The organism is Yersinia massiliensis, from assembly GCF_003048255.1.
Taxonomy (GTDB): Bacteria; Pseudomonadota; Gammaproteobacteria; order Enterobacterales; family Enterobacteriaceae; genus Yersinia; species Yersinia massiliensis_A.
Window position 1 is genome coordinate 3,877,640 of the sequence record NZ_CP028487.1, and the last position, 24,099, is coordinate 3,901,738.

Here is a 24,099-nt window from a genome sequence, read left to right on the forward strand (position 1 = left end):
CTTATCATAGATGAATTTGCCCGTGGGAAGAGGCCTTAGAAGTTATGCCGCAATTCCGCTGCCCAGAACCAGAAGTTGTTGCTGGTTTTATGCCCATTTATCCAAGTCTGCTCTGGCCGATAATAGGTATCGAAGAATAGCGACGTTTGTTTGGTAAAGGGATAGATCGCCTGGAATCCGTAGCGGCTACGATTCTTCTCTTTAAACAGGGTTTCATTGTTACGCGAGTCGCGGAAACTTTGTGTCCCTTTGGTTAACGCCAGACGGGTGTACGGCATGAGCATGACACCATTATCGAACTTGTAGCGGTAGATCCCCCACAGGAAATGTTCCTTGTTATAAAGCGTATTGACCAGTTGCTCGTCGATATACAAGTAGTTCAGCCACAACGAATTTTTCTTATCAAACGTGAAGTTAGCACCCGCAAAATGCTCGTTGATTTGGCTCCAGTCACGCTTGTAGACGCCATATTCTCCTTTTGCCCGCGCGTAATCCAGTTTACGGTCAATCAAGCGGAAAGAGAGACTGGCATTAAAGCTCACACTGTCGGAATACTTATAGTAAGCCTGTGGACGGATCCAGAATTCGTGCCGCTCTTCGCCTTTGCGCACATCACCCTGATATTCCGGAACAGCCAGCGCGGGGTTGTTTATCGACGGATAATGCCAGTTGTCATTACGATAGCCTATGCGCAGTTTCGTATTGCCGCTTTTCCCATCCAGCGTGAAGGGGAATGTTCTCGTGACCCCTGCCTGCCAGCGAGTACGATCGTACTCTTGCATATTGTCTAAATAGGTTTTCAAAAATTGCACATCATAGAGCCACAGCGAATCATTCTGATAAATAAAAGCACCGAGATAAGGCGAAGTCGCCATGCTCCCTTTCATAAATTTCCAATTATCATCGCTGTCTATTTCTTGCTCAACGCCAATATAGGTATCAAAGTTCCAGACTTTTTTCTCGAGCTTTGTCTGAGCTTCTTTTTTTTCTTTTTCCATCGCTAAAATACGTTGGTTCAGTTTTAATATTTCCTGATCGTAATCGGTTGAAGACTCATCTGCCATTACCGGCGCAGACATCGCTATAGCACTGAGGATCACTAACCCTGTCAAACGATTCATTTTTTATCTTCCATTATTTTATAATATTGTTAATCCATAACCGCGCGGATAAAGCACTTTATTAGCATCAGGCGTTTTAATATCGACGGGGAGTTTCCCTTGAGGTTTAGCGAGAATATCTTGTTTACCTGCTGGCCCTTGGAATAGCGTTCTTAAACCGCTGCGAATATTGGTTTCCAGACTATTACGGACATTATTTGTTACATCGAAACCCGTAATACCATAAATAGCGATATTTGCCTTTACGCCAGATAAATAAGCGATGTCATAGGGGTTACGCGTGGAGATGACCACTAGTGGAATCTTTTTATTATTAGCGACATCGATAATCCGCTGAGCATTCATTGGATTTTCTTTGAGATTATAAGTCGCAAGAATAATGAATTGCTGACCTTCAATTTGTTTTTCAATCTCTTCTGTCGTTAGTGTATCCAGACCTAGCTTGATTACCTGATGCTTAACGTTTAATGAAACTTTTAGCTCATTGGCAATGTCATTCAAATGTTTGCTAATAAGCTCGTTACGTGGCCCTTCATCGGAAAATACCATCATCTCATTCTGTTGTTTAAGACGATAAGGCAGTACTTGGTCGTTTTTAATCAGCGTAATGGCCTGCTCGGAAATCGCATTTTCCAAATCTTTATGTGCCTTGGATGCGACAATAGTTTGTGCCTTGGCGGCATCATGCGGTGCAGGAGAAAGCTGTTTGTTCAGTTTGGTATAGATAACGCGCTGTGCTGACTCCTCAATACGTTGCTTAAGCACCGCATCTTTTCCTGCTTCAGTTTTCAGGTAATGATACAGTTCGCCGAGTTGCTCGATACTGCTCTTGTCTTTAATCGCTAATGGCATCAAGACAATATCATTACCGGCGAGGATCGCTTGCTTGATAGACCACTGGCGATCAAAATTACCGGTGATGGCCCCCATGTCCATGGCATCGGTCAGAATAAGGCCCTCAAACTTCAACTGGTGGCGCAGAAGGTCAGTCAGAATAGGCTTCGATAACGTGGCCGGAGTGCCGATTTCTTCTCCTTTGGTATTGGTCAACTTAGCGTCATCAAGCGCGGGAACGACCACATGAGCGGTCATGATGGCGTCGCTATCCGGCATCACCTCAAGGAAGGGTTTAAGCTCAATCTGCGACCATGCTGCCTTGTCAATATTGATGCTAGGCAGCGCAAAGTGGGTATCTGAACTCACGTTGCCATGCCCTGGGAAGTGTTTTAGCGAGGTCAGTACCGGATATTGCTGAATACCCTCGATATAGCTGCGAGCCAATTTACCGACCAAAATCGGATCATCGGAATAAGAACGAACACCGATAACAGGGTTGTTTTGGTTATTGTTAACATCCACCACGGGGCCAAAGTTAAAGTTAAAACCAAGACTCGTTAATTCATAGCCATGAATTGTCCCTGCTTGTTTAGCTAACTTCGGCGACCCTGTCGCCCCTAAAGCCATATTCCCCGGCATTTCAGTCCCGACACGTAAACGGGTGACATATCCCCCTTCCTGATCGGTACTAATAAATAATGGTAAATTATTGCGTGCATTCTGAATATGATTAATTAATTCTACCGTCTGCGGCGTATCAATTAAGTTTTCACGAAACAGAATCACCGAACCCAGAGAGTAATCTTTAATCATCTTACTGACACTGTCATTTATCGTGATAAATGGCGTCTTATTTTCAGTATTACTTTCATCCCAAGAACGAATATCGACCATCAACATCTGTCCGAGTTTTTCCTCAAAACTCATTTGATTTATTAATGTTTCCGCAGCAGTTTTTGGCGACTGCCACATTTCTTTCAATTGTGAATCTGAAATAGTGGCAGCATAACTTCCGGTACTGAATAAAAAAATAGCAGATATTATTTTTTTCATGAATAGCTCCATGGTGTCAATTTCCCAGCGATTGTACATTCCAAAATGAGTAATAAAGTGACAATTATCACAGCTGGTCGATTCGTGTTTTTGGTTATCAATGGAATAATATTTACTTTCCCTTCAAGATTTTTTGGCCGCAAACTGATTAATTCAAGGAGATGCATAAGGAATAGCAAATTAATTTTTGGAATATATTTCGTTAATTATTTCTGTGGCATTTCAATTTGCAAGAATAGTCTTAGTATATAATCAATAACAATATTGACCGTTAAGCTTTTAGGGCGTTTATCATTGGATATTAATTTGACTGCTCAGATCACTGGCCCCGTAAAAAAGCGTCACATCGTGGCCGAAGAAAAGGAATTTACGGCAATAATGTTGGCACCCGCATACGGTTTGTTTGCGTTTTTTTGCGAGAACCAGCCTCGGCTTGGGTTAATCGTCCAGATTGTTGATGGTCATACTGGCGTTAAGGACCAGTGGTTTGGCGATTTCTTTTCGTCGCTGCAATAGCGCCAAGAAAATAAGATCGGTCAGGGTATTTTGCGCTGTCCGTGATGATATCGAAGAGCTGCGCCATTCATTTTCATCAGAAATACTTTCCAGCACATAATCGGCAAGCTTAGCCAAAGGAGTTTCTTTGTTGCCCGTGATGGCGATGACCGTCGCCCCCTGCGCTTTTGCCATGGTACTGGCCATCCGCATTTCTTTGCGCTTGCCGCTGAACGACAACACGATCTGTACATCTTTCGGCGTCAAAGCCTGAGCAGTGGCTAACTGAACATGAAGATCGGCTTCCGCTAAGCAGAGAATACCTATCTTTTGCAGTTTGTAACTCAGGTCTTTTGCTGTTAATCCAGATCCCCAAATGCCGACAATCTGTACCCGTTGAGCATGATTGATAATGTCCACAACCTGCTGAAATACTGCGAAGTTTATTTTTTTGGTGGTATCAATGATCGCGGCCGTTTTTTCATGTGCCAGCTTTTGCGCCATCACCATCAGCGAATCTTCAGATGAGATAGCATTATGCAACGCCTTATGCGGGTAGGTTTTAAATTGGTTATTTCTGCCCAGTTCTTCACTGATGACAATCTTGAGCGCAGGGAAGCCCTTCATACCAATCTTCTGGCTAAACTTGATGACAGCGGATTGACTCACCCCAGCGTCTTCAGCGAAGCGGGAAGAGGACATGCCTAGAATAGCCTCAGGATTATCCAGAATGAATTTAGCAATTTTTTGCTGGCTTTCAGCGAGTTCAGGTAGCAACCAAGCGATCTCATTTAACACTGACATCAAAAATATCTCCGTTATTTGTAATAGATTATTCCACTCATGACGCCTTTCATTCCATTGACCTATTTGCATGAAAGTATTGAAAATATTTTTTTATTTTATCTTTTTATTCGATGTTTATTCCTCATCAAACAGAGAATCAGAATAGATTTGCTGTGATAATAATCACACTTTAAGAATAAATAATTCCTTAACATCGCCGAAAACCTAATCAAATGGAAGCCCCAATGAAGATTAATTTAAGCAAGATGGTGACCGAAAGCCGCAATCCGGCCAGTTCTCAGATTGATATGCTGCCAACACTGGAAATGCTTGCGGTGATCAACGCGGAGGATAAAAAAGTCCCCTTAGCGGTGGAAGCCACACTGCCAGAGGTGGCCAAATTAGTGGATTTGGTCGTTGAGGCTTTCGCCAACGGCGGCAGATTAATTTATTGCGGTGCCGGTACGTCTGGGCGGCTGGGCATTCTGGATGCAAGCGAGTGCCCGCCAACCTACGGCACGCCTCGTGAGCAGGTGATCGGCCTAATTGCAGGTGGACATACCGCGATTCTGCTGGCAGTTGAGAACGCAGAAGACAACCCTGAAATGGGGAAACAAGATTTGCGTAATCTCGAGTTCAACGCCCGTGACGTTTTGGTGGGGATCGCCGCGAGCGGCCGCACACCTTATGTGTTGGGCGCAATGGCTTACGCACGCAGTGTCGGGGCAACGGTTGCCGCTATCTCTTGTAATCAGAACAGCGAAATGAGCAAGGCTGCTGATATTGCCATTGAACCCGTGGTTGGCCCTGAAGTCGTCACTGGTTCATCACGCATGAAAGCAGGAACAGCGCAAAAACTGATCCTTAATATGATCACCACTGGTGCCATGATCCGCAGCGGCAAGGTGTACAGCAATCTGATGGTGGATGTTGAAGCCACCAACGCCAAACTCGTACAACGCCAAGTCAATATCGTGGTTGAAGCCACAGAATGCACCCCAGAAGAAGCAGAAAACGCGCTCAATGAATGCCAGCGCCACTGTAAAACCGCCATTGTCATGATCCTCGGTGGCCTGACAGCACAACAGGCGGCTGCGGTATTGAGTAAGAATAAAGGCTTTATTCGTAAGGCGTTAGAGGGGATACAGGCATAGCCATGGCGAAAATAACCGTTTCCATGATAGAGCAGATTTTACAGCTCACCGGCGGTAGTGAAAATATCATTATCTGTGGTAACTGTATGACCCGTTTGCGGCTGACGTTGCGCGACCGCGAGCAAATCCAGCTCGATAATCTGAAGAAAATACCGGGCGTGTTAGGGGTCGTTAACGGCGACGATCAGTTACAGATCATCCTCGGTCCGGGTAAAGCCCAGACGGCCAGCGAAATGATGAACACGCTGCTAAACGCGCAACCTCGTCAACCGCAGGGCGGTCACGAGCAAGCAGATTTACAGTCGTTGGCCAGCCAAAACAAGCAGCAGATGAAAGCCAAACAAAATAGTGCGGTGCATAATTTTCTGACCAAGTTCGCCACTATTTTTACCCCGCTGATCCCCGGTTTTATTGCCGCAGGGCTACTGCTCGGGTTTGCGACGCTAATGCAGCAAACGCTGGTCGTTGAAGGCGTGACGCCAGCCGTTTGGTTGAAAAGCCTGATCGCTTATATGAAAGTATTCAGCATCGGCTTGTTTACCTTCCTGAGCATTCTGATTGGTTATAACACTCAGAAAGCCTTTGGCGGGACTGGCGTGAATGGCGCGATTATCGCGTCGCTGTTTATTTTACGCTATGTGCCAGAAGGCACTGTTGGCTATTACGCTGGGATGAGCGACTTCTTTGGCATGGTTATCGATCCCCGCGGCAACATTATTGGCGTGCTACTGGCCTGTATTATGGGCGCATGGATTGAACGGCAGGTTCGTCGGGTGATTCCTGATAACTTGGATATGATCCTTACCTCGACTATTACCTTGCTGATCACCGGTGCGATTACTTTTGTGGTGATTATGCCAGTGGGTGGCGAGCTGTTTAAGGGGATGTCATGGCTGTTTATGCACCTTAATGGCAACCCATTCGGCACCGCCATACTGGCTGGGTTATTCCTGATTAGCGTAGTTTTCGGCATTCATCAGGGATTTGTTCCGGTGTATTTCGCGTTAATGGATGCGCAAGGCTTTAACTCGCTGTTCCCGATTTTGGCGATGGCAGGTGCTGGCCAAGTCGGGGCATCGCTGGCGCTGTTCGCTCGTTCGCCTAAGGGTTCGCTGCTGCGAACTCAGATCAAAGGGGCAATTTTTCCTGGTCTGCTGGGGATCGGCGAGCCACTGATTTATGGGGTGACGTTGCCACGCCTGAAGCCGTTTGTGACCGCCTGCTTGGGTGGCGCTGTCGGGGGGTTCTTTATCGGTCTGGTGGCTTGGATGGGGTTACCGATAGGGCTTAATACCGTTTTCGGCCCTTCGGGTTTGGTCTCTATTCCTCTGATGACATCGGCGAAAGGCATCTTTGCAGGCATGCTGGTTTATGTCGCCGGTATTATTATCTCTTATATTGCCGGTTTCGTTCTGACTTGGCTGTTTGGCAGTAAGAATGTCGATTTAAGCTGATTAGTCGGGTCTTTTTATGACCTCTGCTGGCAGTGTTGCCATCGAAAAAGGCGGGTTGTTATTAGACAGCCCGCCTTTTTTATTACCAGTTCACCTCAAGGGTAGCTGTCGCGGTGGCAGGGCCGGGTTCAGCGGTGTCACGCGGGCACAAGACCCATACCAGCGGATCGGACCAAGACTCCGTTGACGTCACTGAGCGGAGGGCAACTTTCGTGTTATCCATGCGTAAAGACGATGCCTTGTCTGTGCATCCTGCGTCAGAAGTCGCATTTGCACCAATAAAGCCACGAATATCCCCTGCAATACTTCCCCCTACTGTCGACAACAGCGGCAGAGTGTATTGACCTCCAGCCTGCGTTTTCGGCGTGACTGAATAAGTGATAGCCGAGGTAGCACCGCCTTCGTTGGTACAGCTCACACTCAGCGAAGACTGCACGGCAATCCCCTTCCCATCTGTTGCCTGAGCAGGTGTCACGTCTCCAAATGGAACGAGGTTGGCCGTATTCATCGAACATTCCGTTCTGGCGATCGTCAGATTAGAGAAAGACAATGCTGATTGCTTGTTGGCGCCGCTGGTTTTATGAAGTTGGAGATACGTCGTGGGAAGCGCCCCCACGGCAGCCGATGGGGAGACATATACCCCATAGGTCACATTCATCGAGGTCGTTGCGCCATCCAAAATGTAAAAGTTACCGGTTATCTGGCGCTGAATGGCAGCACAATGTGACGGTGATCCAGGCGTCAACCAGTTAGCTGCTATTGCCCCCTTGCTGTCCCAAGTTGCGGAATAGATATCGGTGATAACATTCGTGGTAGCGCTCGGCGTACCTGTTTTTGCCGTTGCACTCAGGCTTCCCGTCAGGATGATGAGTACGCCCGGCTGAATCTGGTATCCGGACCATCCGTCTACCGTGGTATACGGCAGACCGGCAATGGAGCACGTCGCACCATTTGCGTCAGTAGGTGTTGTCTGCCAAGCTGATAATTTCCAGCCCCAGCTATAACTTAACGCTGTGCTGCCATTATAAGGACCATACGCAGTTCCAACGATAGACGGTGTCCAAGTCCCCAGTCTGTTATAACCATCCGTGATAACCTGCGCTGAAGCCATATGCCACGGCATCAATACGAAAGCAACAACCCACTTGAGCCAGTGCCTGCGAGTGGCTTTCACGAAAAAATGAGACAGCAATTGAGAGGTGCGTCCAATCACATTGCCAGTATCAGGCTGCGTGACGATGTGGTTTAAATCAGACATATTGATTCCTATGAAAACACTATTCTTAAGCAAAGCCGCGCAGCGTTACGCGGCCTTTTATCAGCGACATTCGCCATTCAACTGGATAACCGGCATCTGCGGTGTTGGTTCTAGCCCGTTAAGGTTGTAACTGACGCGACACTGTTTATCGTCGCCCTTACCCCACGACACAGACAGTTGGCCCTTTTGCGGCAAACCGGTCAGGTAAACCTGTCCGTCATCACCGACAATACTGCTGATTTCTTCACCGCTGGCGTTATCCAGCAATGAGGCGGTCGCCCCGAACGGCACCACACCAGCCCCACCCGCACGAGTCAAATTAATCAATACTTGATAACCAATACGCGTCGCGAATTTCGTTTTCACCACTGCGCCGTTGGTCGGATAGACCGTCTGCTGGTTCTGCGGCAAATCGACACCGTCCGGTAATGTGCTAGGGTCAAGGCCAATGCTGTTACGTGTGTAATCCGACAGATAAGGCACCACACCGAAACCGCGCGAATCAATCTTCCCACCGCCGTTGGAAAGGCTGACACCTCCGGCTCCCGGCGCACTCACCAACGCCACTGAACTGCCTAATGTGCGTGACAGCGTTATGCCTTCAGCATGGACAACCGCCCCACCGCTCATGTTGACGTTCATCGAACGCATGTCATTCGAGTAGCCGTAACCCGCAGCAATGTTGCCTTTACTGCCTTGATAGCCCAGATTGAGGTTGCTGTTACTGGCCTGACCTTGATTACCCCACCCTTGCATCACACGGTAAGAAAGCGCACCGTCTCGGTCGCTACCAGAAATACCCGCTTGGTTCTGAGTGCGTCCTTGATTGTTATGGGTCACCTGACTGCTCGCGAAAGTATTTTGCAACGCAGACGAGTGACTAAATATGCTGAAAGGCACGTTTAGGTTAAATGAAATCTGGCGATTTTCCGGCCAGTTACCATTGTCTTTCATCCGATCAATCGTGTAGTAAAGCCCATAGCTCACACTGTGATAGCTGCCGTTATAACCTGCCGATAGGCTAGTCAGGGTTTTCGTTGACCCCCAATAATTATCACGGTTAGCACGCAGGCTCACCGAACCATAGCCACCTAATTGTTGGGTGACCTGAGTCTGGAAACTGCTGCGGCGGCGACTCAATGTCCAAGGCGAGACATCTTCCCGCTGGGCATAACCCATGCTGTTGTATTCCGCAAAACTGTAATAATTTCGCGTGGAATAACGCAGCGCAGTCAGGTCCATTGACGTTCCTGTGGTCAACATACTTTTGGAATAACGCATGCGCCATGAACCCCCAGCCTGACGTTCTTCATCTTCAAACTTCGTGCTGGAGAAGGTTCCATCAACGGACATGGCGCCAAAATCACCCATTGAAATACCGGAACCCATACTCAACGCACTGTAGTTTTGTGAAGCCAATGCGCCGCCATACAGCGTCAGGTTTTTCGGTAAGCCATATATCAGCGTGGCCAGCACAAACTCAGATTCGCGCGAACCTTGCGTGGTCCCGCCATCATAGCGGCCCGCCGTGACTTCATATTTCATGGCCCCCGGACGCAGCATCACTGGCAGGGAGGAATAGGGCACCACGAAGGTACGGACACTGCCATCAGCTTCTGTGACCGACACATCGAGGTCACCGGACATGCCTGCCTGAAAGAGATCTTTGATTTCAAATGGGCCAGGTGCCACGTAAGTCTCATACACCACATAGCCATTCTGGCGCACAGTGACACGCGCATTACTGTTAGCCACGCCGTTTATCTGCGGGGCAAAACCGCGCAAACGTGCCGGCATCATTTGTTCTGACGAACTCAGCTGTACACCGAGGAACGGCACACCGTCCAGCACGTCGCTTCCGGTATTGGCTTCACCCATCGTCAGGCGTGAACGCCAACTACGGATATCGCGCGACAAGTAGGTACTGGAGAAATTCGTACTGTCGCTACTCCCATTATTATTCGAATCAGAATGGCTGTGCGTGATGGTACTGCGCAGACGCCACGCCCCCGCATTCGCCCCCGCTTGCACGTTAGCAAAGACGTTGTTAGTCGTGTGTTGTTCGCTATTGGTTGTCTGTTCGTTACGTCCGGCACTCAGGTTGTAGTTAAACAACATTGCAGGGATCCCATCGTCCCACTGAGTAGGATCAAACTGGCTGTCTCTGCCTGGCTGCATCGCCACCTGCGGAATACTGATATCCAGACGCAAGCGCGATAAGTCGAATTTCACCGTGGATTCTGGGATAAGCGCGGACAAATCATCCACTGGCTTATCTTTCGGTAAATCCTTAAACGCGGGCAACTGGTCAACGTTAACGCCGAGTGCGTTGAGTAATTCTGGCGTCAGTTCTGGCGCAATGTTGCCGTGTGTATTTTTGCCAAACATCAGATCACGGGATACTGCTTCGTGCTGGTTCACAAATATGGTGACCAGATAGCGACCTTCCCCCACCCCGCCAGCATGGGAAAATGCCGAGAGATCGACATCAGTCCCCCCCGCCCCCAGCGAAAGTAATTCAGGCTCGAAGTAATCCTCAGCCCAAGTGTTCTGGCAACTCATTAATACTAAGAGCGCAAGTGTATTGCGCGGTAAGGCGCGGTCATTTGTTCTTAAACAGGAAGTCAATTTCTGACTCAAGATCATCCCTACTCTACGATTCATTATTCTCTTTCCCGAGCCCTACAGCGCCTGACGTTGTAACGGCATCAACTGACTATTTTCGGCGATAACTTGCCATTCCACTTCCCCTCGCAGACCACTCGCGAGGGGATAACGCTGTTGCCCTTTAGGCGGAACAAGTCTGCGCATGGCATCAGCAGGGAGTGCTTTTCCCCCCACAGACAGCTGGCTAAAATTGATATAAAAAGGCGTCGGGTTTTCGGCCACTAGCTCATTGTTTTGTAAGCTGAAACGGAGCTGCTTAGATGCTGTTGCCACACCGCCCTCAGGTAATCCTTCTGGGCGATAAAACAACTTCATGTTGTTCACCACCGCGAGCACCAGTTGCCCGCCGGTCTGGCTGGCTTTATCCGGCGTAGAGGGGATCCCTTTTACCGAAAGGTAAAAGACGGACTCCCGGTCCTGCGGCAATGACATTTTTGTGAGGCGAACCAGCAGGGTGAGTTGTTCACCGGGATCTACTCGCTTTAATGGCGGCGTGACCAGCAGCGGAATCGCATCCGTTGGCCCTTTATTATCTGCTTCTGCTGCGGGCAGGCCGGTCGCGAAGTCCATCGGCCGCACCCATGACTGCATCAGATACGCCCGATCGGTGTTATTCGTCAGTGACCACGTGATGCCCTTGGTTTGTGAAGCCGGATACACAACCCGAAACTGACTGATCGAAAGACCCGATGGCTGCTCTGCGGCGGCAAAAAACGGCAACGCGAGCGCGGCGATAAATAAAGGCAGCGTCAGAGAAAACCTCATGATTTCCCCCCGTTCAGCACGTCTGATATGAACAACGGACTGTTGCCGCCATAATCATTAATCACCGTCCACTGTGCCTGCTGAACGCGGCCCGTTACCGGATAACTGGCCTGCGAAAAAGGCGCAATCATCGGCGCGATATCACGCACCGCAACTTCATTGCCATCAAAGGCAAGACGCGAGAACGTCAGGTAATAAGGCGTCGGGTTTTGTACTTGAACCTTTCCGTCCTGAAGATGAAACGTTAAGCGCCCTTGTGCTTCTTCCACCTTCATCGATAGCCCTACAGGGCGATAAAACAGCTTGATCGTGTTCTGAATACCCACCGCAATACGTGCCGATAGCGAGGCGTCTTCCGATTCTGTCGGTTGCGTCATGGCGGGTACGGCGATCGCGGTAATATAAAACACTGACTCACGATCAGCAGGCAGTGCAGCATCGTCCTTATGCAAAATGCGCAGGGTGTTTTTGCTGTTTTCTTCCAGCCGGAACAGAGGAGGCGTGGTGAGAAACGGGGCTGCTTCACGCCCTTGTGGCGAAACCACCACCGCAGACTGCACCAAATAAGGTCGCGAGCCATGATTTTGGATCGTCAGCGTTTGCGCACTGTCTGTTGACTGGAAGATGACACGTGTGCGACTCAGGCTGACCCCGCCTTCAGCGGCGGCCGCGCCTTGAATGAGCACCATCATGATCCCGCTGACAAACAGGCCCCAGCGTAAAAATAGTTGAATAGAACGCAAAGGGAACCTCTTACTGATAAGCAAAATCGAAGGTGATACTGGCATTCAGCTTTCCGCCTTTAGTGGCGGCATCCTTGCATTTGTTGCCACAAGAAAGTGCAGCTTGCAGTGGAATACTGGCGCTACCCCCGTCAAAGCCGGAACCGTCAATCACCGCCGGTAGAAAGGTGGTGTTATCCACCACGTCACCCGTCGAGGTAACGATGCGCACACCGTAATTCACCACATGAGAAGAGGCGGGTTGCAGGAACAAAAAGTCACCGCTCGCCGTGTTTCCCACACCTGAAACTTTCACACCTGGTTTCTGTACTGCGCCAATAAACCCAGCACATTGCGAGAGGGTGATCGTCAGCGGCTTTTCTTGGCTGCCCCCATTTTTGATGTCAGATGACTGCACAGTGCCGAAATCAATAACCGGAGGTGCTGAGACCTGACAGGTTGGTGCCTGAAACGTCGCGGTAAACTGCACATCCGTTGCTGTTACTTGGGTTACCATCGCCAGCAGGCACAGGCAAAGCGAAGCCCTCAAGGCAAGGGTTTGCCCTGATAAAGTGTTGTGATTTTTCATCGTGTCTGTCTGTTGAAAGCGTTAGGAAAAATAAAGGCGAACGTGATTTTTGCGCTGGCCGTTTCTATCGTGAGCAATGAAACACCGCCGCAGTGCACCAGCCGACCAAAATGGCTTCAAGACCAATTAAATCAGTAAGTTATTTAATTCTATCTCTCTAATTTACGGTACCACTGAATTTCTCTACCCCGCCATAATCATTAATGGCTGCCCATTCAGCTTTTCCCTTTCCAGCCGTAATCGGATAAGTGTTTGAGGCAAAAGGCGCAATCATACTGGTGCCTTTAATGACATCGAGTTTGACTTTACTGCCATCAATCTGCAGTTTGTTCAGTGAAATAAAATAAGGCGTTGGGTTCGAAACCTTAATGCCCTGACCTTCTTTGGAAAACTGTAATTTCCCCATCGCCTCTTTGTGAGTGATGGGTAAGTTATCTGGCCGATAGAATAGTTTTAGCGTATTACCTGTCGCAACTTGGAGAGTGCCGCCAACCTTGTCGTCATTGCTATCTTGGCCTGTTTTACCGGTTGGAATTGCCATGATATTCAAATAAAAGACTGACTCTTTATCTTTAGGCAAAGCATTTGATTTTTTCAAAATTCGAACTTTATTCATCGAATCAGGTTCAATACGGAATAACGCAGGCGTGGACATAAAAACGCTGTTCGTTGATTTCGCTGAAAGACTGTCTGAAATACCAACATTAATAAGATAAGGTTGATTCTGTGACCGGTTATTAATGTTAATACTTTGGCTGCTGTCGCTTTCGGCAAAAATAATACGTGATGCGCCAATGCCAATACTGGCCATTGCCGGTTGGAATAAAAACAAACTCAGGCTTAAAATAATGCCTAACTTGCAATAACACTTCATAATATTCTCTATCTATTTAATGAAAAAGAGAGGTGGAAAAGCACCTCTCTTTTCTGACTATTTATTTCTGACTATTAATGTCGAACTAAGAATATCTTACGATTAGTTATTAACGTAAGAGATCTTGATTGGCGCAGTGTAGGCACCTGGTTCGATGTTTGCTGTATCCATTACAGCCATACCCGCAGTGAAGGTATAGGTCAGCGCGCCATTCTCATCAGCAACAACTGGAATGCTCGTGTTATTCGTGACCTGAGTGGTATTGTCTGACTGCTTCAGCATGAAACCAGCGCTCTTAGAGGTATCGCTCAAGAACATGTTGTTTTCAGTACCCACAACGCCAGTCACTTGCAGAGCACCAGCTTCGTCTTCGCTGCAGTTTGCCAGACTAATGACCAGTGGTTCTTGACCGATCTGTTTTTTAGCTGCGTCAAATGCTGTTTTAGAGAACGAACCAACGTTTAGAGTTGCAGCACCGTTATTTGCAGCAACTTCGCAAGTCGTGTCTACAATAGTCCCTTGCAGCTGGACGTCAGTCTGAGTTGCAGCTTGAACGTGACCAGTAAGACCCATAATTAAAGCAACAGGTGCAAGGGCGATAATTCTTTTCATTAAAAAATCCTTCATTAATATATATTAATACGATTGAAATTATATTTAACCAGCAGGTATTAGCTGATGAATAGATAATACTGACCCTCAGATAAATTAAATATAGGCTAAGGATTATTTTAACGAGAGAATTGGACTACACGTGTAGGACGTGGCGGCAATTAGGATCAGACCACCACATTCCTAATTCTGTGGCAATATCCTGTAGCAAAACGTAATGCCATTATAAAATCTATAATGGCATCAGAGGTGGTCAGTGGAAGTGACTTTTATCGAGCGGAAATACCGAATTCGAGTACGTTATACCGAAAAACCGAGATAGAGATAAATGGCCAAGACAATACTCGCGGTTGCAATAGCATAAGGCATCTGTGTTCGAATATGCTCAATATGGTCACAATCTGTAGCCATAGACGCCACAATAGCATCACCAGAGATAGGCGATGTCATGTCCCCGAAAATGGACCCCGCGATTGCCGCACCAATCATATATTCTACTGGGATTCCGACGGAAACCCCCAGTTGAACCCCGATTGGGATCATGATGGCAAACGTTCCCCATGATGTCCCCGTCGCAAGCGACATAATGGCACTGATAATAAATATAAAACCAATAGAGAAGCCGGGAGAAATGACACCGGAAGTTATCGTTGCAATATATTGCCCAGTATTAAGATCGGCCGAGACATTCCCCATCAAAAATGCCAATACCATAATTGAACTGATCTTTACCATGCTGGCATAACCGACATACAGTTCTTTAAAGAACGATTCTATATTCAGGATTCGCCGGCCACAGAACCACACAAAAGAAACGGTTGTCCCAAACATCACGGCGCTATAAACCGACATAGAACCGCTACCTTTAGTAAAATCACCGTCTCCTGTGACATACAGTGCAACCGGAACAGCAATGACGGTCGATAGAATGGGGATTAGGAAGTTAAGTAATGAATTGCATGCCGGATGGTCAATAACTTCATCTTTTTCTTTCTCAACATGTAAGTCTTGCTTGCTGACGAAATTCACTTCAGCTTTCTTCATTGGCCCCCAAGATGCACCAGAGAAAATATAGAACAGCACTGAGGCTAGAGAGAACCACGCCATCAAATTCCACACCATTGATCTAGCCAGAATTTCAAATGGCTGACCATCGATGTATCCTTTCGCTATCTGAACACCTATAACCCCCATCATTGCCGCCCCCCAGCCATTAATCATCGCCGAGGAACAGACAGATACACATGAAGTTTGCACAATGTAAGACATTTTTTCCGGTGACAGGCCGTACCTTTTGGCCAGATCTTTGGTTGATGCCCCGGCAATAAGTTGATTGATAGAACTTTCAATGAAAATAATTGAAGTAATCACCATTGCTAACAGTTGAACGGCTTTTTTATTAGTCACAAATTGGGTCTTTTCTGTTAAAGCCCGAACTAAACTTCTTACGCCTCCGGTAACAACAATTAAGCGCATTATCCCGCCAATCATTACCATAAAGATAACCGTGCGTGTATTCCCAGGAGAAGCAAACGTATCAATAATGCCATTTAAAGTACCACTGATACCATGAATGATATTGTGGTCATTAATAACCGTAAATCCAACGACTATCCCCATTAACAATGACAATATTACCTGTCGGGTAAATATTGCCAAACAAATAGTCACTAATGGAGTAATAATTGTCCAAACGCCATAATCATGCATATGACTACCCTATTAATTATTGTATAAAGGAAAGGGCTTGCTCTGCGTCTTCTATTAAATCATTAATATCTTCGATACCTACTGAAAGGCGTAGTGTTGTATCATATATGCCAATATCCTCTCTCTCTTCTTTAGACATAGAACCATGAGACATTGATGCAGAATGGTTAACCATACTTTCAACGCCACCCAGTGATTCGGCCAGGACAAAATAATTTAACTTGGTAATAAATGTTTTCACCTCCGCTATATCACCTTTCAGTCGGATACTCACTACAGCACCACCTGAGCGCATCTGCTTTTTACATAACTGATGTTGTGGATGAGACTCCAGCCCTGGGTAATGGACATCAAGTACCTTAGGATGCTGTTCTAAGAACTGAGCGATTTTTAAAGCATTACTGCATTGGCGCTCCATACGTACATCAAGCGTTTTCATACCACGCAGTGCCAGATAGGCATCAAATGGAGAGGCGATAGCACCAACTGTGGTTTTACAAAAATCCAATTGTTCTGCAATATCCTGAACATTGGTAATAACTGCACCGCCAATCAAATCAGAATGCCCACCAATATATTTACTGGTAGATAGCATGACGATATCAGCACCCAAGGTGAGAGGACGTTGGTTCCAGGCGCTAGCAAAAGTGTTATCTACACAGGTCATAATCCCCTTATTTTTGGCGACCTGACACACTACCTCAATATCAACTAATTCCAATAGCGGATTAGTGGGAGTTTCAATCCAGATTAGACGGGTATTCTCTTGAATATGGCTATTGACTGCCGCGAGGTCATTTAGATCGATATAACTGAAAGTGGTCCCTGATGTTTGCTTTCGTAACCGTTCAAACAGCCGATAGGTACCACCGTAAACCCCTTTAGTCACTAAGACATGAGAGTCTTTTGGTAGTAGCTCCAATATGAGCGCGGTTGCAGCCATTCCAGAAGCCGTTGCCGTCGCATAGCTCCCACCTTCTAATTCAGCCAAGGCGGTTTCATATGCATACCTTGTTGGGTTACTGCATCGGGAATAACAAAACTCCCCTTCTTCACCTAAATTTGGCTGAATGAAAGAACTGGCGGTGGTAATAGGTGGAAAAATAGCATTATTACCGCGGTCAACTTGATCTCCAGCATGGATCGCCAGAGTCGCAATTGATTTTGTCTTTTTCATTATTTTTTCCCTTAAATTTTAACGATAGTTAGCCGTTCATTATAAATAATGATCCTCGGCCCTACTGCCAAACAGTAATCCTTATTTTATTTACGCGTCATTATACTGATAATTTCCTTATCTGTTTACCTCATCGGAATAATACTAATTTGTATAAGTTATTGATGAATGATCTTTGGCATTTTCAGTCATTATTCAGTCATTATTCAGTCATTATTCAGTCATTATTCAGTGAGGTTACTTATTATTATCTTATGGTTTCGCGAGGAGAAATACTTTGCATTATGTCCTGTTATTTTTGATTTGTAGAGAATTTCATTCTCTTCAAGAAAAAACAAAAAAACACACTTAAATTAATAAAAACACATTGAATACAGATAGATAACCAAAGATAAATCCACTGTAAAAATACTCAATGAGATACTAGTCACAAAACAATAAAGAGAATAATTTCCCCCACAGGACCACTTTTCCACTAATGCTATTAAGCCCCCCGTTCTACAGTTCCTTAGAGGCGATATCGAATACTGTTTGCGCGATGCAATCTGTACCCAGATGTCTCCACTGAAGTGCAGGCAGTCATCGTCTGGTATTCCCAATTAATTTTTTGAAGATTAATGAAAAGTGAAAGCAACACTCTTTTAATCTCGCACGCCCTTTCAGCGTTCTATTGCTTTGATAATGAAAAAGCGAATGGTCTGAATAAAAAGAAGATGGGAAATAATAAAGGAACCTTGAGGATTAGCAGAGCGGTCTCTAAGAGAACATAATCTGCCAACTCATCTGCGAAGTTGATGAAAAGCAGGTTAAACAGGAGTTGGTATGGAATCGATTAACTCAGCCGTGTGATTTTCCTCTGCTAACAAAACTCTCTGGAACTGTGATCTGATATTTTTGGTCCAGCTTGCCACCAGATACGATTTGCCGTTTTCCGGCCCCCAAATCAATGTTGGCGTTATCTATTCGCTTAACCCATGCATGAGCATAGTGTTCGGCCAGAAACAGGTAAAGGCGGTTAGTTTTCACTGCGCGACTGGATTGCAACAACACTTCAACTTTACGTGGACTCAGGTTTACCAGCCCCTGAAACGGCTCCGCAGCGTGCTCAAATGACAGCAAACCAGTGACTGCATTAGCAATCTCGTAAGCAGCTAATTCCGGTACACTCGCTTTAAACCGCTCTCCCTTAATTTCTACCTCTGTCAGATACTTTTCGTCATGCATATTAAGCTTCTGATTAGAAAGTAAAAGCCACTCGACATTGGGAAATTCTTTGAACCACTTTGGCAATGACGCTTTGTCTTCTACGCAGAGCCAAATGGCTTGACGCGTTAAGTGAAGATAATGAGAGCGTCCCTGCCAGGTCAGGCTAGTAAGCCCCGCCAGATGCACAGGAATTCCCTGTTGCCTTTGTAAGCATAGGACGGCATCGCTCCACTGAGGTTCACGCCCACTCCGCACGTATACCCCAGCACGTAGCTTTTGTAACCAGTCGCTGTGCATATACTTATTGGCTAAAGAAGGGCTAATACCGTTTTTGGTCAGCCAAGACTGTAATACCAAGGAACCCGGTGCAGTGTTCTGCAAAAGCTAGTTTAATTTTGATGACATAGATTCACCCTTGGTTTAACAATGAATTGAATAGTAAACTATCGAACTCAAACTATGTCCACACTGCCGCCTTTGGCTTGGTTCTTTCATGCTACTGCTTCTCACCTTTTACCCCGATAACGGGCAGTACCCTTCCCTGATGTTTTTTTCTGCTCTGTTAATATCCCAGATTATTACAAGCAAAGTTTGCGCAGTATTTCCCATTTTTCCTTGTGACAGCCGATGACTCACTGGGCTAGTATAGCGGGGGAAAAAGAGCTTGATCCCCTTAGCATCACCCTTAACATGTAAGCCTCGATTTTCATCGATAGCAGCCTTATTCTTGTCTGTCGACTTCCTCATCTTATGTCTTTGGATGACAAGTGATATCTAACGAGAACCTCGAAAATCACAATTTACTTTAAATTCAATGGAATAAAAGATTAAGTCTATGACTGACAATGTAAATGTAGATTCCCATACCCCAATGATGCAGCAATACCTTCGGCTCAAAGCCCAGCATCCTGACATACTGCTGTTCTACCGGATGGGGGATTTTTATGAGCTGTTTTACAGCGATGCAAAGCGTGCATCACAATTGTTGGATATCTCACTGACCAAACGAGGTGCGTCCGCCGGTGAACCTATTCCGATGGCCGGTGTTCCTTATCATTCAATTGAAAACTATCTGGCGAAATTGGTCCAGTTAGGTGAATCAGCGGCTATCTGCGAGCAAATCGGTGATCCAGCCACCAGCAAAGGGCCGGTTGAGCGTAAAGTCGTGCGGATCGTGACACCCGGTACAGTCAGTGATGAGGCTTTACTGCAAGAGCGCCAAGATAATCTGCTTGCCGCAATTTGGCAGGATGCCCGCGGTTTTGGTTACGCAACCTTAGATATTAGCTCTGGTCGCTTTCGCGTTGCAGAACCTGCCGATATGGAAACGATGGCCGCCGAGCTACAACGTACCAATCCAGCCGAGCTTTTATACCCAGAAAATTTCGAGCAAATGTCGTTGATAGAACATCGACATGGCTTACGTCGCCGTCCAATGTGGGAATTTGAGCTGGAAACCGCTAAGCAGCAGCTTAACCTGCAATTTGGCACCCGCGACTTAATTGGTTTTGGTGTTGAGCAAGCCCATCAGGCATTACGCGCCGCCGGCTGCCTGCTGCAATATGTCAAAGATACTCAGCGTACCTCCTTACCGCACATCCGTGGTTTGACCATGGAGCGCCAACAAGATGGCATCGTGATGGATGCCGCCACTCGTCGTAATCTCGAACTGACACTCAATTTATCCGGTGGCACCGAAAATACGCTGGCGGCAATTCTTGATTGCAGTGTGACGGCCATGGGGAGCCGGATGCTGAAACGCTGGCTGCATATGCCCATCCGCGATATCAAGGTGCTGACCCATCGTCAACAGGCGATAGGTGGCTTGCAAGAACTGACCGATGAGCTACAAACCCCGTTGCGCCAAGTCGGCGACTTAGAGCGCATTCTGGCACGTTTAGCTTTGCGTACCGCCCGTCCTAGGGACTTGGCCCGTATGCGCCACGCTTTCCAACAATTGCCTGAAATCCATCGATTACTGCAACCGGTCAATGTTCCTCACGTACAAAACCTACTCTCACAAGTAGGTCAGTTTGACGAATTACAAGACCTGCTGGAACGCGCGATTGTTGAAACACCGCCGGTCTTAGTCCGCGATGGCGGCGTTATTGCCCCTGGCTACAATGCCGAGTTGGACGAATGGCGAGCATTGGCCGATGGTGCAACCGATTATCTGGATCGACTGGAAATTCGCGAACGCGAAAAGTTGGGGCTGGATACACTAAAAGTGGGCTTTAATGGGGTCCATGGTTATTACATCCAGGTTAGCCGTGGTCAGAGCCATCTGGTTCCCATTCATTATGTCCGCAGACAAACGCTAAAGAATGCCGAACGCTACATTATTCCGGAACTGAAAGAGTATGAAGACAAAGTTCTGACCTCGAAAGGCAAAGCGCTGGCGATAGAAAAAGGTCTCTACGAAGAGATTTTCGATCTGTTGCTACCGCATCTGTCTGAATTACAAATCAGCGCCAATGCACTGGCTGAATTGGATGTGCTGTCTAATCTGGCGGAAAGAGCGGAAACCCTCAACTACAGTTGCCCGAGCCTGAGTGATAAACCGGGGATTAAAATTACCGGTGGTCGTCATCCAGTCGTTGAGCAGGTGCTGAGTGAACCCTTTATTGCTAACCCGCTGACCTTATCACCGCAACGGCGCATGCTCATCATTACTGGCCCCAATATGGGCGGTAAAAGTACTTATATGCGCCAAACTGCCCTGATTGTGCTGTTAGCACATATGGGGAGCTATGTCCCCGCGGATCAGGCAATCATCGGCCCAGTCGATCGCATCTTTACCCGTGTGGGTGCAGCAGACGATCTGGCATCGGGCCGCTCGACCTTCATGGTAGAAATGACCGAAACCGCGAACATCCTGCATAACGCGACCGAACAAAGCTTGGTGCTGATGGATGAAATTGGTCGCGGCACATCCACCTATGATGGCTTGTCACTCGCTTGGGCTTGCGCAGAGAATTTGGCCAGTCGCATTAAGGCGATGACGCTGTTTGCTACCCATTACTTTGAGCTGACAACCCTACCGGAAAAAATGGAAGGTGTGGTAAACGTACACTTGGATGCGCTGGAGCACGGGGAAACTATCGCCTTTATGCACAGCGTGCAAGATGGCGCGGCCAGTAAAAGCTATGGTTTGGCTGTTGCGGCCTTGGCAGGTGTACCGCGAGATGTGATTAAGCGGGCGCGGCAGAAGTTGAAAGAGTTGGAGTCGCTTTCCAATCATGCTGCTGCCAGCAACATTGATGGCTCACAACTGACACTGCTTAATGAAGAAACACCTCCGGCGGTTGAAGCATTAGAATCATTGGATCCAGATTCTTTGTCTCCACGTCAGGCATTGGAGTGGATTTACCGCCTGAAAAACATGGTATAGCGCCCATAAAAAAACGGTGAACATCTGTTCACCGTTTTTGTGTTTTATCAGAATCACTCTGTACCCTCACTCATCCATATTGCTGTGACACCAATAATGCGCCAGCAACCTGAAATAAGATGGGGCAGTTTATTCGCGGAATAATGCCTCAATGCTCAAACCTTGAGTCTGCAAAATTTCCCGCAGGCGGCGTAAGCCTTCTACCTGAATCTGGCGAACACGTTCACGTGTTAAGCCAATCTCACGGCCAACGTCTTCTAACGTTGCGGCTTCATATCCCAACAGACCAAAACGACGGGCCAATACTTCGCGCTGTTTTGCATTCAATTCAAACAGCCATTTGACGATACTTTGTTTCATATCATCATCTTGCGTTGTATCTTCCGGACCGTTTTCATTTTCGTCAGACAGAATATCCAACAAGGCTTTCTCTGAGTCGCCGCCTAAAGGCGTATCAACAGAAGTGATACGTTCGTTGAGGCGTAACATACGGCTCACATCATCGACCGGTTTGTCGAGTTGCTCAGCAATCTCTTCAGCACTCGGTTCATGATCTAATTTATGAGAAAGTTCTCGTGCGGTACGCAAATAAACGTTTAATTCTTTGACGATATGGATAGGTAAACGAATAGTCCGGGTTTGGTTCATAATGGCCCGTTCAATCGTTTGACGAATCCACCATGTGGCGTAAGTGGAGAAGCGGAAACCGCGTTCAGGATCAAACTTTTCGACCGCACGGATCAACCCGAGGTTACCCTCTTCAATCAGATCCAGCAGCGCTAAGCCACGATTACTGTAACGACGAGCGATCTTCACCACTAACCGTAAGTTACTTTCGATCATACGCCGACGTGAAGGCACATCTCCGCGCAATGCACGCCGGGCAAAATAAACCTCTTCTTCTGCTGTTAGCAGCGGCGAATAACCAATCTCACCAAGGTAGAGCTGTGTCGCATCCAGCACGCGCTGGGTAACGCCTTGCGCCAACAGCTCATCTTCCGCTAACTCGCTTTCAGTAGGTTCATCTTCTACTAATGCTTTTTCATCGAAAATTTCAGTTTCCGTACTGTTTTCATCAAAATCAGCATCTTCATGCAACTCGTTAACTTTCAGCGTATTTTGGCTCATATGCTGCTCCTACCCGTGAATCCGGCGAGCAGAATACAGCGTATTCTGCCCAATCTATCGCTGCGGAAGGTAACGCAGCGGGTTTACGGATTTCCCCTTGTAACGAATTTCAAAGTGCAATCTTACTGAACTGGTTCCGGTGCTACCCATGGTGGCTATTTTTTGACCCGCCTTCACTTCTTCTTGTTCCCGGACCAGCATTGTATCGTTGTGAGCGTAGGCGCTCAGGTAATCATCATTGTGTTTGATGATAATTAGATTACCGTAACCCCGCAGTGCGTTCCCCGCATACACAACTCGCCCATTTGCTGTAGCGAAAATTGGTTGCCCACGAGAACCGGCGATATCAATCCCTTTGTTCCCCCCCTCTGAAGCGGAGAAACTATCGATCGTTTTACCTTCAGTTGGCCATTTCCAGCTACTGACTGGACCACCATTACTGGTGGGGTCACTGATGGCACTGCTAGGTGCAGTAACAGGTGCTGTTGATGCGACAACCGCCCCTGACGCTGGCAACATTTTACCAACATTCTGTTTACCCGAATTTCCAGAATACCCGCTAGTTGATTGAGAATCAACCGTTGTAGTTGTGTTCTGAATATTAGTTGTGTCCTGAATATTTGCCGGTGGTTTTGCTATTCCGCCTGATGTGGCATCGGTCGCAGCGAGCATTCCACCGCCAGAACCATTACCCAATTGAATAGATTGCCCCACATTTAGGCTATAAGGTTCAGCAATATTATTTTTTGCCGCCAGATCTCGGAAATCATTCCCCGTTATCCATGCGATATAAAATAGCGTGTCACCACGCTTCACGGTGTAGGTATCACCGCTGTAACTTCCTTTGGGGATAGTACCGTAGCTACGGTTATAAACGATACGTTCACCCGACGTGTTCGTATCCGTGTTCGAGCCACTCAGCATTGTCCCTGAGCGATCACCACCGACACTACTGATCGGTGCAGAAGTGGTGTTCTCATTGCTACACCCGACTAACCACAAACTCATAACCGTACATGCCGCGACTCGGCGTAATGTAATCATTGGGCTTCCCGTGCTCATGCTTCCCCCATGACAGCAATAATTAGCGATGTATCAAA

General features: G+C 47.2%; 18 protein-coding genes. 3 read left to right on the forward strand and 15 right to left on the reverse strand.

Translation table 11 applies throughout. The features are described from left to right. Window positions 1–35: 35 nt before the first annotated feature. The 3 genes from DA391_RS18085 to DA391_RS18095 form a co-directional block, all read right to left on the reverse strand. Window positions 36–1,121: a hypothetical protein gene (locus DA391_RS18085; protein WP_050080337.1), complete on the reverse strand. Its 1,086-nt coding sequence runs from the start codon at window positions 1,119–1,121 to the stop codon at window positions 36–38. A gap of 18 nt (window positions 1,122–1,139) precedes the next feature. Next, complete coding sequence (locus DA391_RS18090) at window positions 1,140–3,011, reverse strand: glycoside hydrolase family 3 protein (RefSeq protein WP_057650353.1); 1,872 nt, start codon at window positions 3,009–3,011, stop codon at window positions 1,140–1,142. A gap of 438 nt (window positions 3,012–3,449) precedes the next feature. Further along, window positions 3,450–4,310: an SIS domain-containing protein gene (locus tag DA391_RS18095; RefSeq protein ID WP_050080334.1), complete on the reverse strand. Its 861-nt coding sequence runs from the start codon at window positions 4,308–4,310 to the stop codon at window positions 3,450–3,452. Between the two features lie 227 nt (window positions 4,311–4,537). Between DA391_RS18095 and murQ the strand changes: the two genes are divergently transcribed. Further along, window positions 4,538–5,446 carry an N-acetylmuramic acid 6-phosphate etherase gene (gene murQ, locus DA391_RS18100; RefSeq protein WP_050080332.1) on the forward strand — a complete coding sequence of 303 codons (909 nt, stop codon included), beginning with the start codon at window positions 4,538–4,540 and terminating at the stop codon, window positions 5,444–5,446. 2 nt (window positions 5,447–5,448) lie between these two features. Continuing rightward, window positions 5,449–6,900, forward strand: a complete 1,452-nt coding sequence (gene murP, locus DA391_RS18105; protein ID WP_050080330.1) for a PTS N-acetylmuramic acid transporter subunit IIBC — start codon at window positions 5,449–5,451, stop codon at window positions 6,898–6,900. 82 nt (window positions 6,901–6,982) lie between these two features. On the opposite strand, the gene DA391_RS18110 is transcribed toward murP, so the two are convergent. The 10 genes from DA391_RS18110 to DA391_RS18155 all read right to left on the reverse strand — a co-directional run bounded on the left by DA391_RS18110 (window position 6,983) and on the right by DA391_RS18155 (window position 18,861). Beyond that, window positions 6,983–8,158: a hypothetical protein gene (locus DA391_RS18110; protein ID WP_050080327.1), complete on the reverse strand. Its 1,176-nt coding sequence runs from the start codon at window positions 8,156–8,158 to the stop codon at window positions 6,983–6,985. Between the two features lie 60 nt (window positions 8,159–8,218). After that, window positions 8,219–10,822: a fimbria/pilus outer membrane usher protein gene (locus DA391_RS18115; RefSeq protein ID WP_240624751.1), complete on the reverse strand. Its 2,604-nt coding sequence runs from the start codon at window positions 10,820–10,822 to the stop codon at window positions 8,219–8,221. Between the two features lie 18 nt (window positions 10,823–10,840). Next, a complete protein-coding gene (locus tag DA391_RS18120) occupies window positions 10,841–11,590 on the reverse strand; it encodes a fimbrial biogenesis chaperone (RefSeq protein WP_108088046.1) in 750 nt (249 codons plus the stop codon). Further along, window positions 11,587–12,378 carry a fimbrial biogenesis chaperone gene (locus DA391_RS18125; protein WP_108088047.1) on the reverse strand — a complete coding sequence of 264 codons (792 nt, stop codon included), beginning with the start codon at window positions 12,376–12,378 and terminating at the stop codon, window positions 11,587–11,589. Before DA391_RS18125 ends, DA391_RS18120 begins: the two co-directional genes overlap by 4 nt. Beyond that, window positions 12,344–12,901, reverse strand: coding sequence for a fimbrial protein (locus DA391_RS18130; protein WP_108088048.1), 558 nt, complete (start codon window positions 12,899–12,901; stop codon window positions 12,344–12,346). The genes DA391_RS18125 and DA391_RS18130 overlap by 35 nt, the downstream gene beginning before the upstream one ends. Before the next feature lie 157 nt (window positions 12,902–13,058). After that, entirely contained in the window at window positions 13,059–13,775 is a 717-nt protein-coding gene (locus tag DA391_RS18135; protein WP_240624753.1) for a fimbrial biogenesis chaperone, read from the reverse strand. Window positions 13,776–13,877: 102 nt separating this feature from the next. Continuing rightward, window positions 13,878–14,387: a fimbrial protein gene (locus tag DA391_RS18140; protein ID WP_050080321.1), complete on the reverse strand. Its 510-nt coding sequence runs from the start codon at window positions 14,385–14,387 to the stop codon at window positions 13,878–13,880. Window positions 14,388–14,687: 300 nt separating this feature from the next. Then, window positions 14,688–16,097: a Na+/H+ antiporter NhaC family protein gene (locus DA391_RS18145; RefSeq protein ID WP_049604749.1), complete on the reverse strand. Its 1,410-nt coding sequence runs from the start codon at window positions 16,095–16,097 to the stop codon at window positions 14,688–14,690. A gap of 16 nt (window positions 16,098–16,113) precedes the next feature. Further along, window positions 16,114–17,274 carry a trans-sulfuration enzyme family protein gene (locus DA391_RS18150; RefSeq protein WP_050080320.1) on the reverse strand — a complete coding sequence of 387 codons (1,161 nt, stop codon included), beginning with the start codon at window positions 17,272–17,274 and terminating at the stop codon, window positions 16,114–16,116. 837 nt (window positions 17,275–18,111) lie between these two features. Beyond that, window positions 18,112–18,861, reverse strand: a complete 750-nt coding sequence (locus DA391_RS18155; RefSeq protein WP_230820105.1) for a type IV toxin-antitoxin system AbiEi family antitoxin — start codon at window positions 18,859–18,861, stop codon at window positions 18,112–18,114. Window positions 18,862–19,315: 454 nt separating this feature from the next. Here DA391_RS18155 and mutS point away from each other — a divergent pair, with 454 nt between their 5' ends. Then, window positions 19,316–21,871 carry a DNA mismatch repair protein MutS gene (gene mutS / locus DA391_RS18165; RefSeq protein WP_108088049.1) on the forward strand — a complete coding sequence of 852 codons (2,556 nt, stop codon included), beginning with the start codon at window positions 19,316–19,318 and terminating at the stop codon, window positions 21,869–21,871. A 129-nt stretch (window positions 21,872–22,000) separates the two neighbouring features. On the opposite strand, the gene rpoS is transcribed toward mutS, so the two are convergent. Beyond that, the gene (gene rpoS / locus DA391_RS18170; RefSeq protein WP_019210991.1) at window positions 22,001–22,999 is read right to left on the reverse strand and encodes an RNA polymerase sigma factor RpoS; all 999 of its coding nucleotides are present in this window, start codon (window positions 22,997–22,999) and stop codon (window positions 22,001–22,003) included. A gap of 54 nt (window positions 23,000–23,053) precedes the next feature. Then, window positions 23,054–24,043: a murein hydrolase activator NlpD gene (nlpD, locus tag DA391_RS18175; protein WP_050080316.1), complete on the reverse strand. Its 990-nt coding sequence runs from the start codon at window positions 24,041–24,043 to the stop codon at window positions 23,054–23,056. Window positions 24,044–24,099: the final 56 nt, after the last annotated feature.

Bases quoted from the DNA above. Each gene is read 5' to 3' on its own strand.
- DA391_RS18085 (WP_050080337.1), bottom strand. From the start codon at position 1,121: ATGAATCGTTTGACAGGGTTAGTGATCCTCAGTGCTATAGCGATGTCT.
- DA391_RS18090 (WP_057650353.1), bottom strand. From the start codon at position 3,011: ATGAAAAAAATAATATCTGCTATTTTTTTATTCAGTACCGGAAGTTAT.
- DA391_RS18095 (WP_050080334.1), bottom strand. From the start codon at position 4,310: ATGTCAGTGTTAAATGAGATCGCTTGGTTGCTACCTGAACTCGCTGAA.
- murQ (WP_050080332.1), top strand. From the start codon at position 4,538: ATGAAGATTAATTTAAGCAAGATGGTGACCGAAAGCCGCAATCCGGCC.
- murP (WP_050080330.1), top strand. From the start codon at position 5,449: ATGGCGAAAATAACCGTTTCCATGATAGAGCAGATTTTACAGCTCACC.
- DA391_RS18110 (WP_050080327.1), bottom strand. From the start codon at position 8,158: ATGTCTGATTTAAACCACATCGTCACGCAGCCTGATACTGGCAATGTG.
- DA391_RS18115 (WP_240624751.1), bottom strand. From the start codon at position 10,822: ATGAATCGTAGAGTAGGGATGATCTTGAGTCAGAAATTGACTTCCTGT.
- DA391_RS18120 (WP_108088046.1), bottom strand. From the start codon at position 11,590: ATGAGGTTTTCTCTGACGCTGCCTTTATTTATCGCCGCGCTCGCGTTG.
- DA391_RS18125 (WP_108088047.1), bottom strand. From the start codon at position 12,378: ATGCCAGTATCACCTTCGATTTTGCTTATCAGTAAGAGGTTCCCTTTG.
- DA391_RS18130 (WP_108088048.1), bottom strand. From the start codon at position 12,901: ATGAAAAATCACAACACTTTATCAGGGCAAACCCTTGCCTTGAGGGCT.
- DA391_RS18135 (WP_240624753.1), bottom strand. From the start codon at position 13,775: ATGAAGTGTTATTGCAAGTTAGGCATTATTTTAAGCCTGAGTTTGTTT.
- DA391_RS18140 (WP_050080321.1), bottom strand. From the start codon at position 14,387: ATGAAAAGAATTATCGCCCTTGCACCTGTTGCTTTAATTATGGGTCTT.
- DA391_RS18145 (WP_049604749.1), bottom strand. From the start codon at position 16,097: ATGCATGATTATGGCGTTTGGACAATTATTACTCCATTAGTGACTATT.
- DA391_RS18150 (WP_050080320.1), bottom strand. From the start codon at position 17,274: ATGAAAAAGACAAAATCAATTGCGACTCTGGCGATCCATGCTGGAGAT.
- mutS (WP_108088049.1), top strand. From the start codon at position 19,316: ATGACTGACAATGTAAATGTAGATTCCCATACCCCAATGATGCAGCAA.
- rpoS (WP_019210991.1), bottom strand. From the start codon at position 22,999: ATGAGCCAAAATACGCTGAAAGTTAACGAGTTGCATGAAGATGCTGAT.
- nlpD (WP_050080316.1), bottom strand. From the start codon at position 24,043: ATGATTACATTACGCCGAGTCGCGGCATGTACGGTTATGAGTTTGTGG.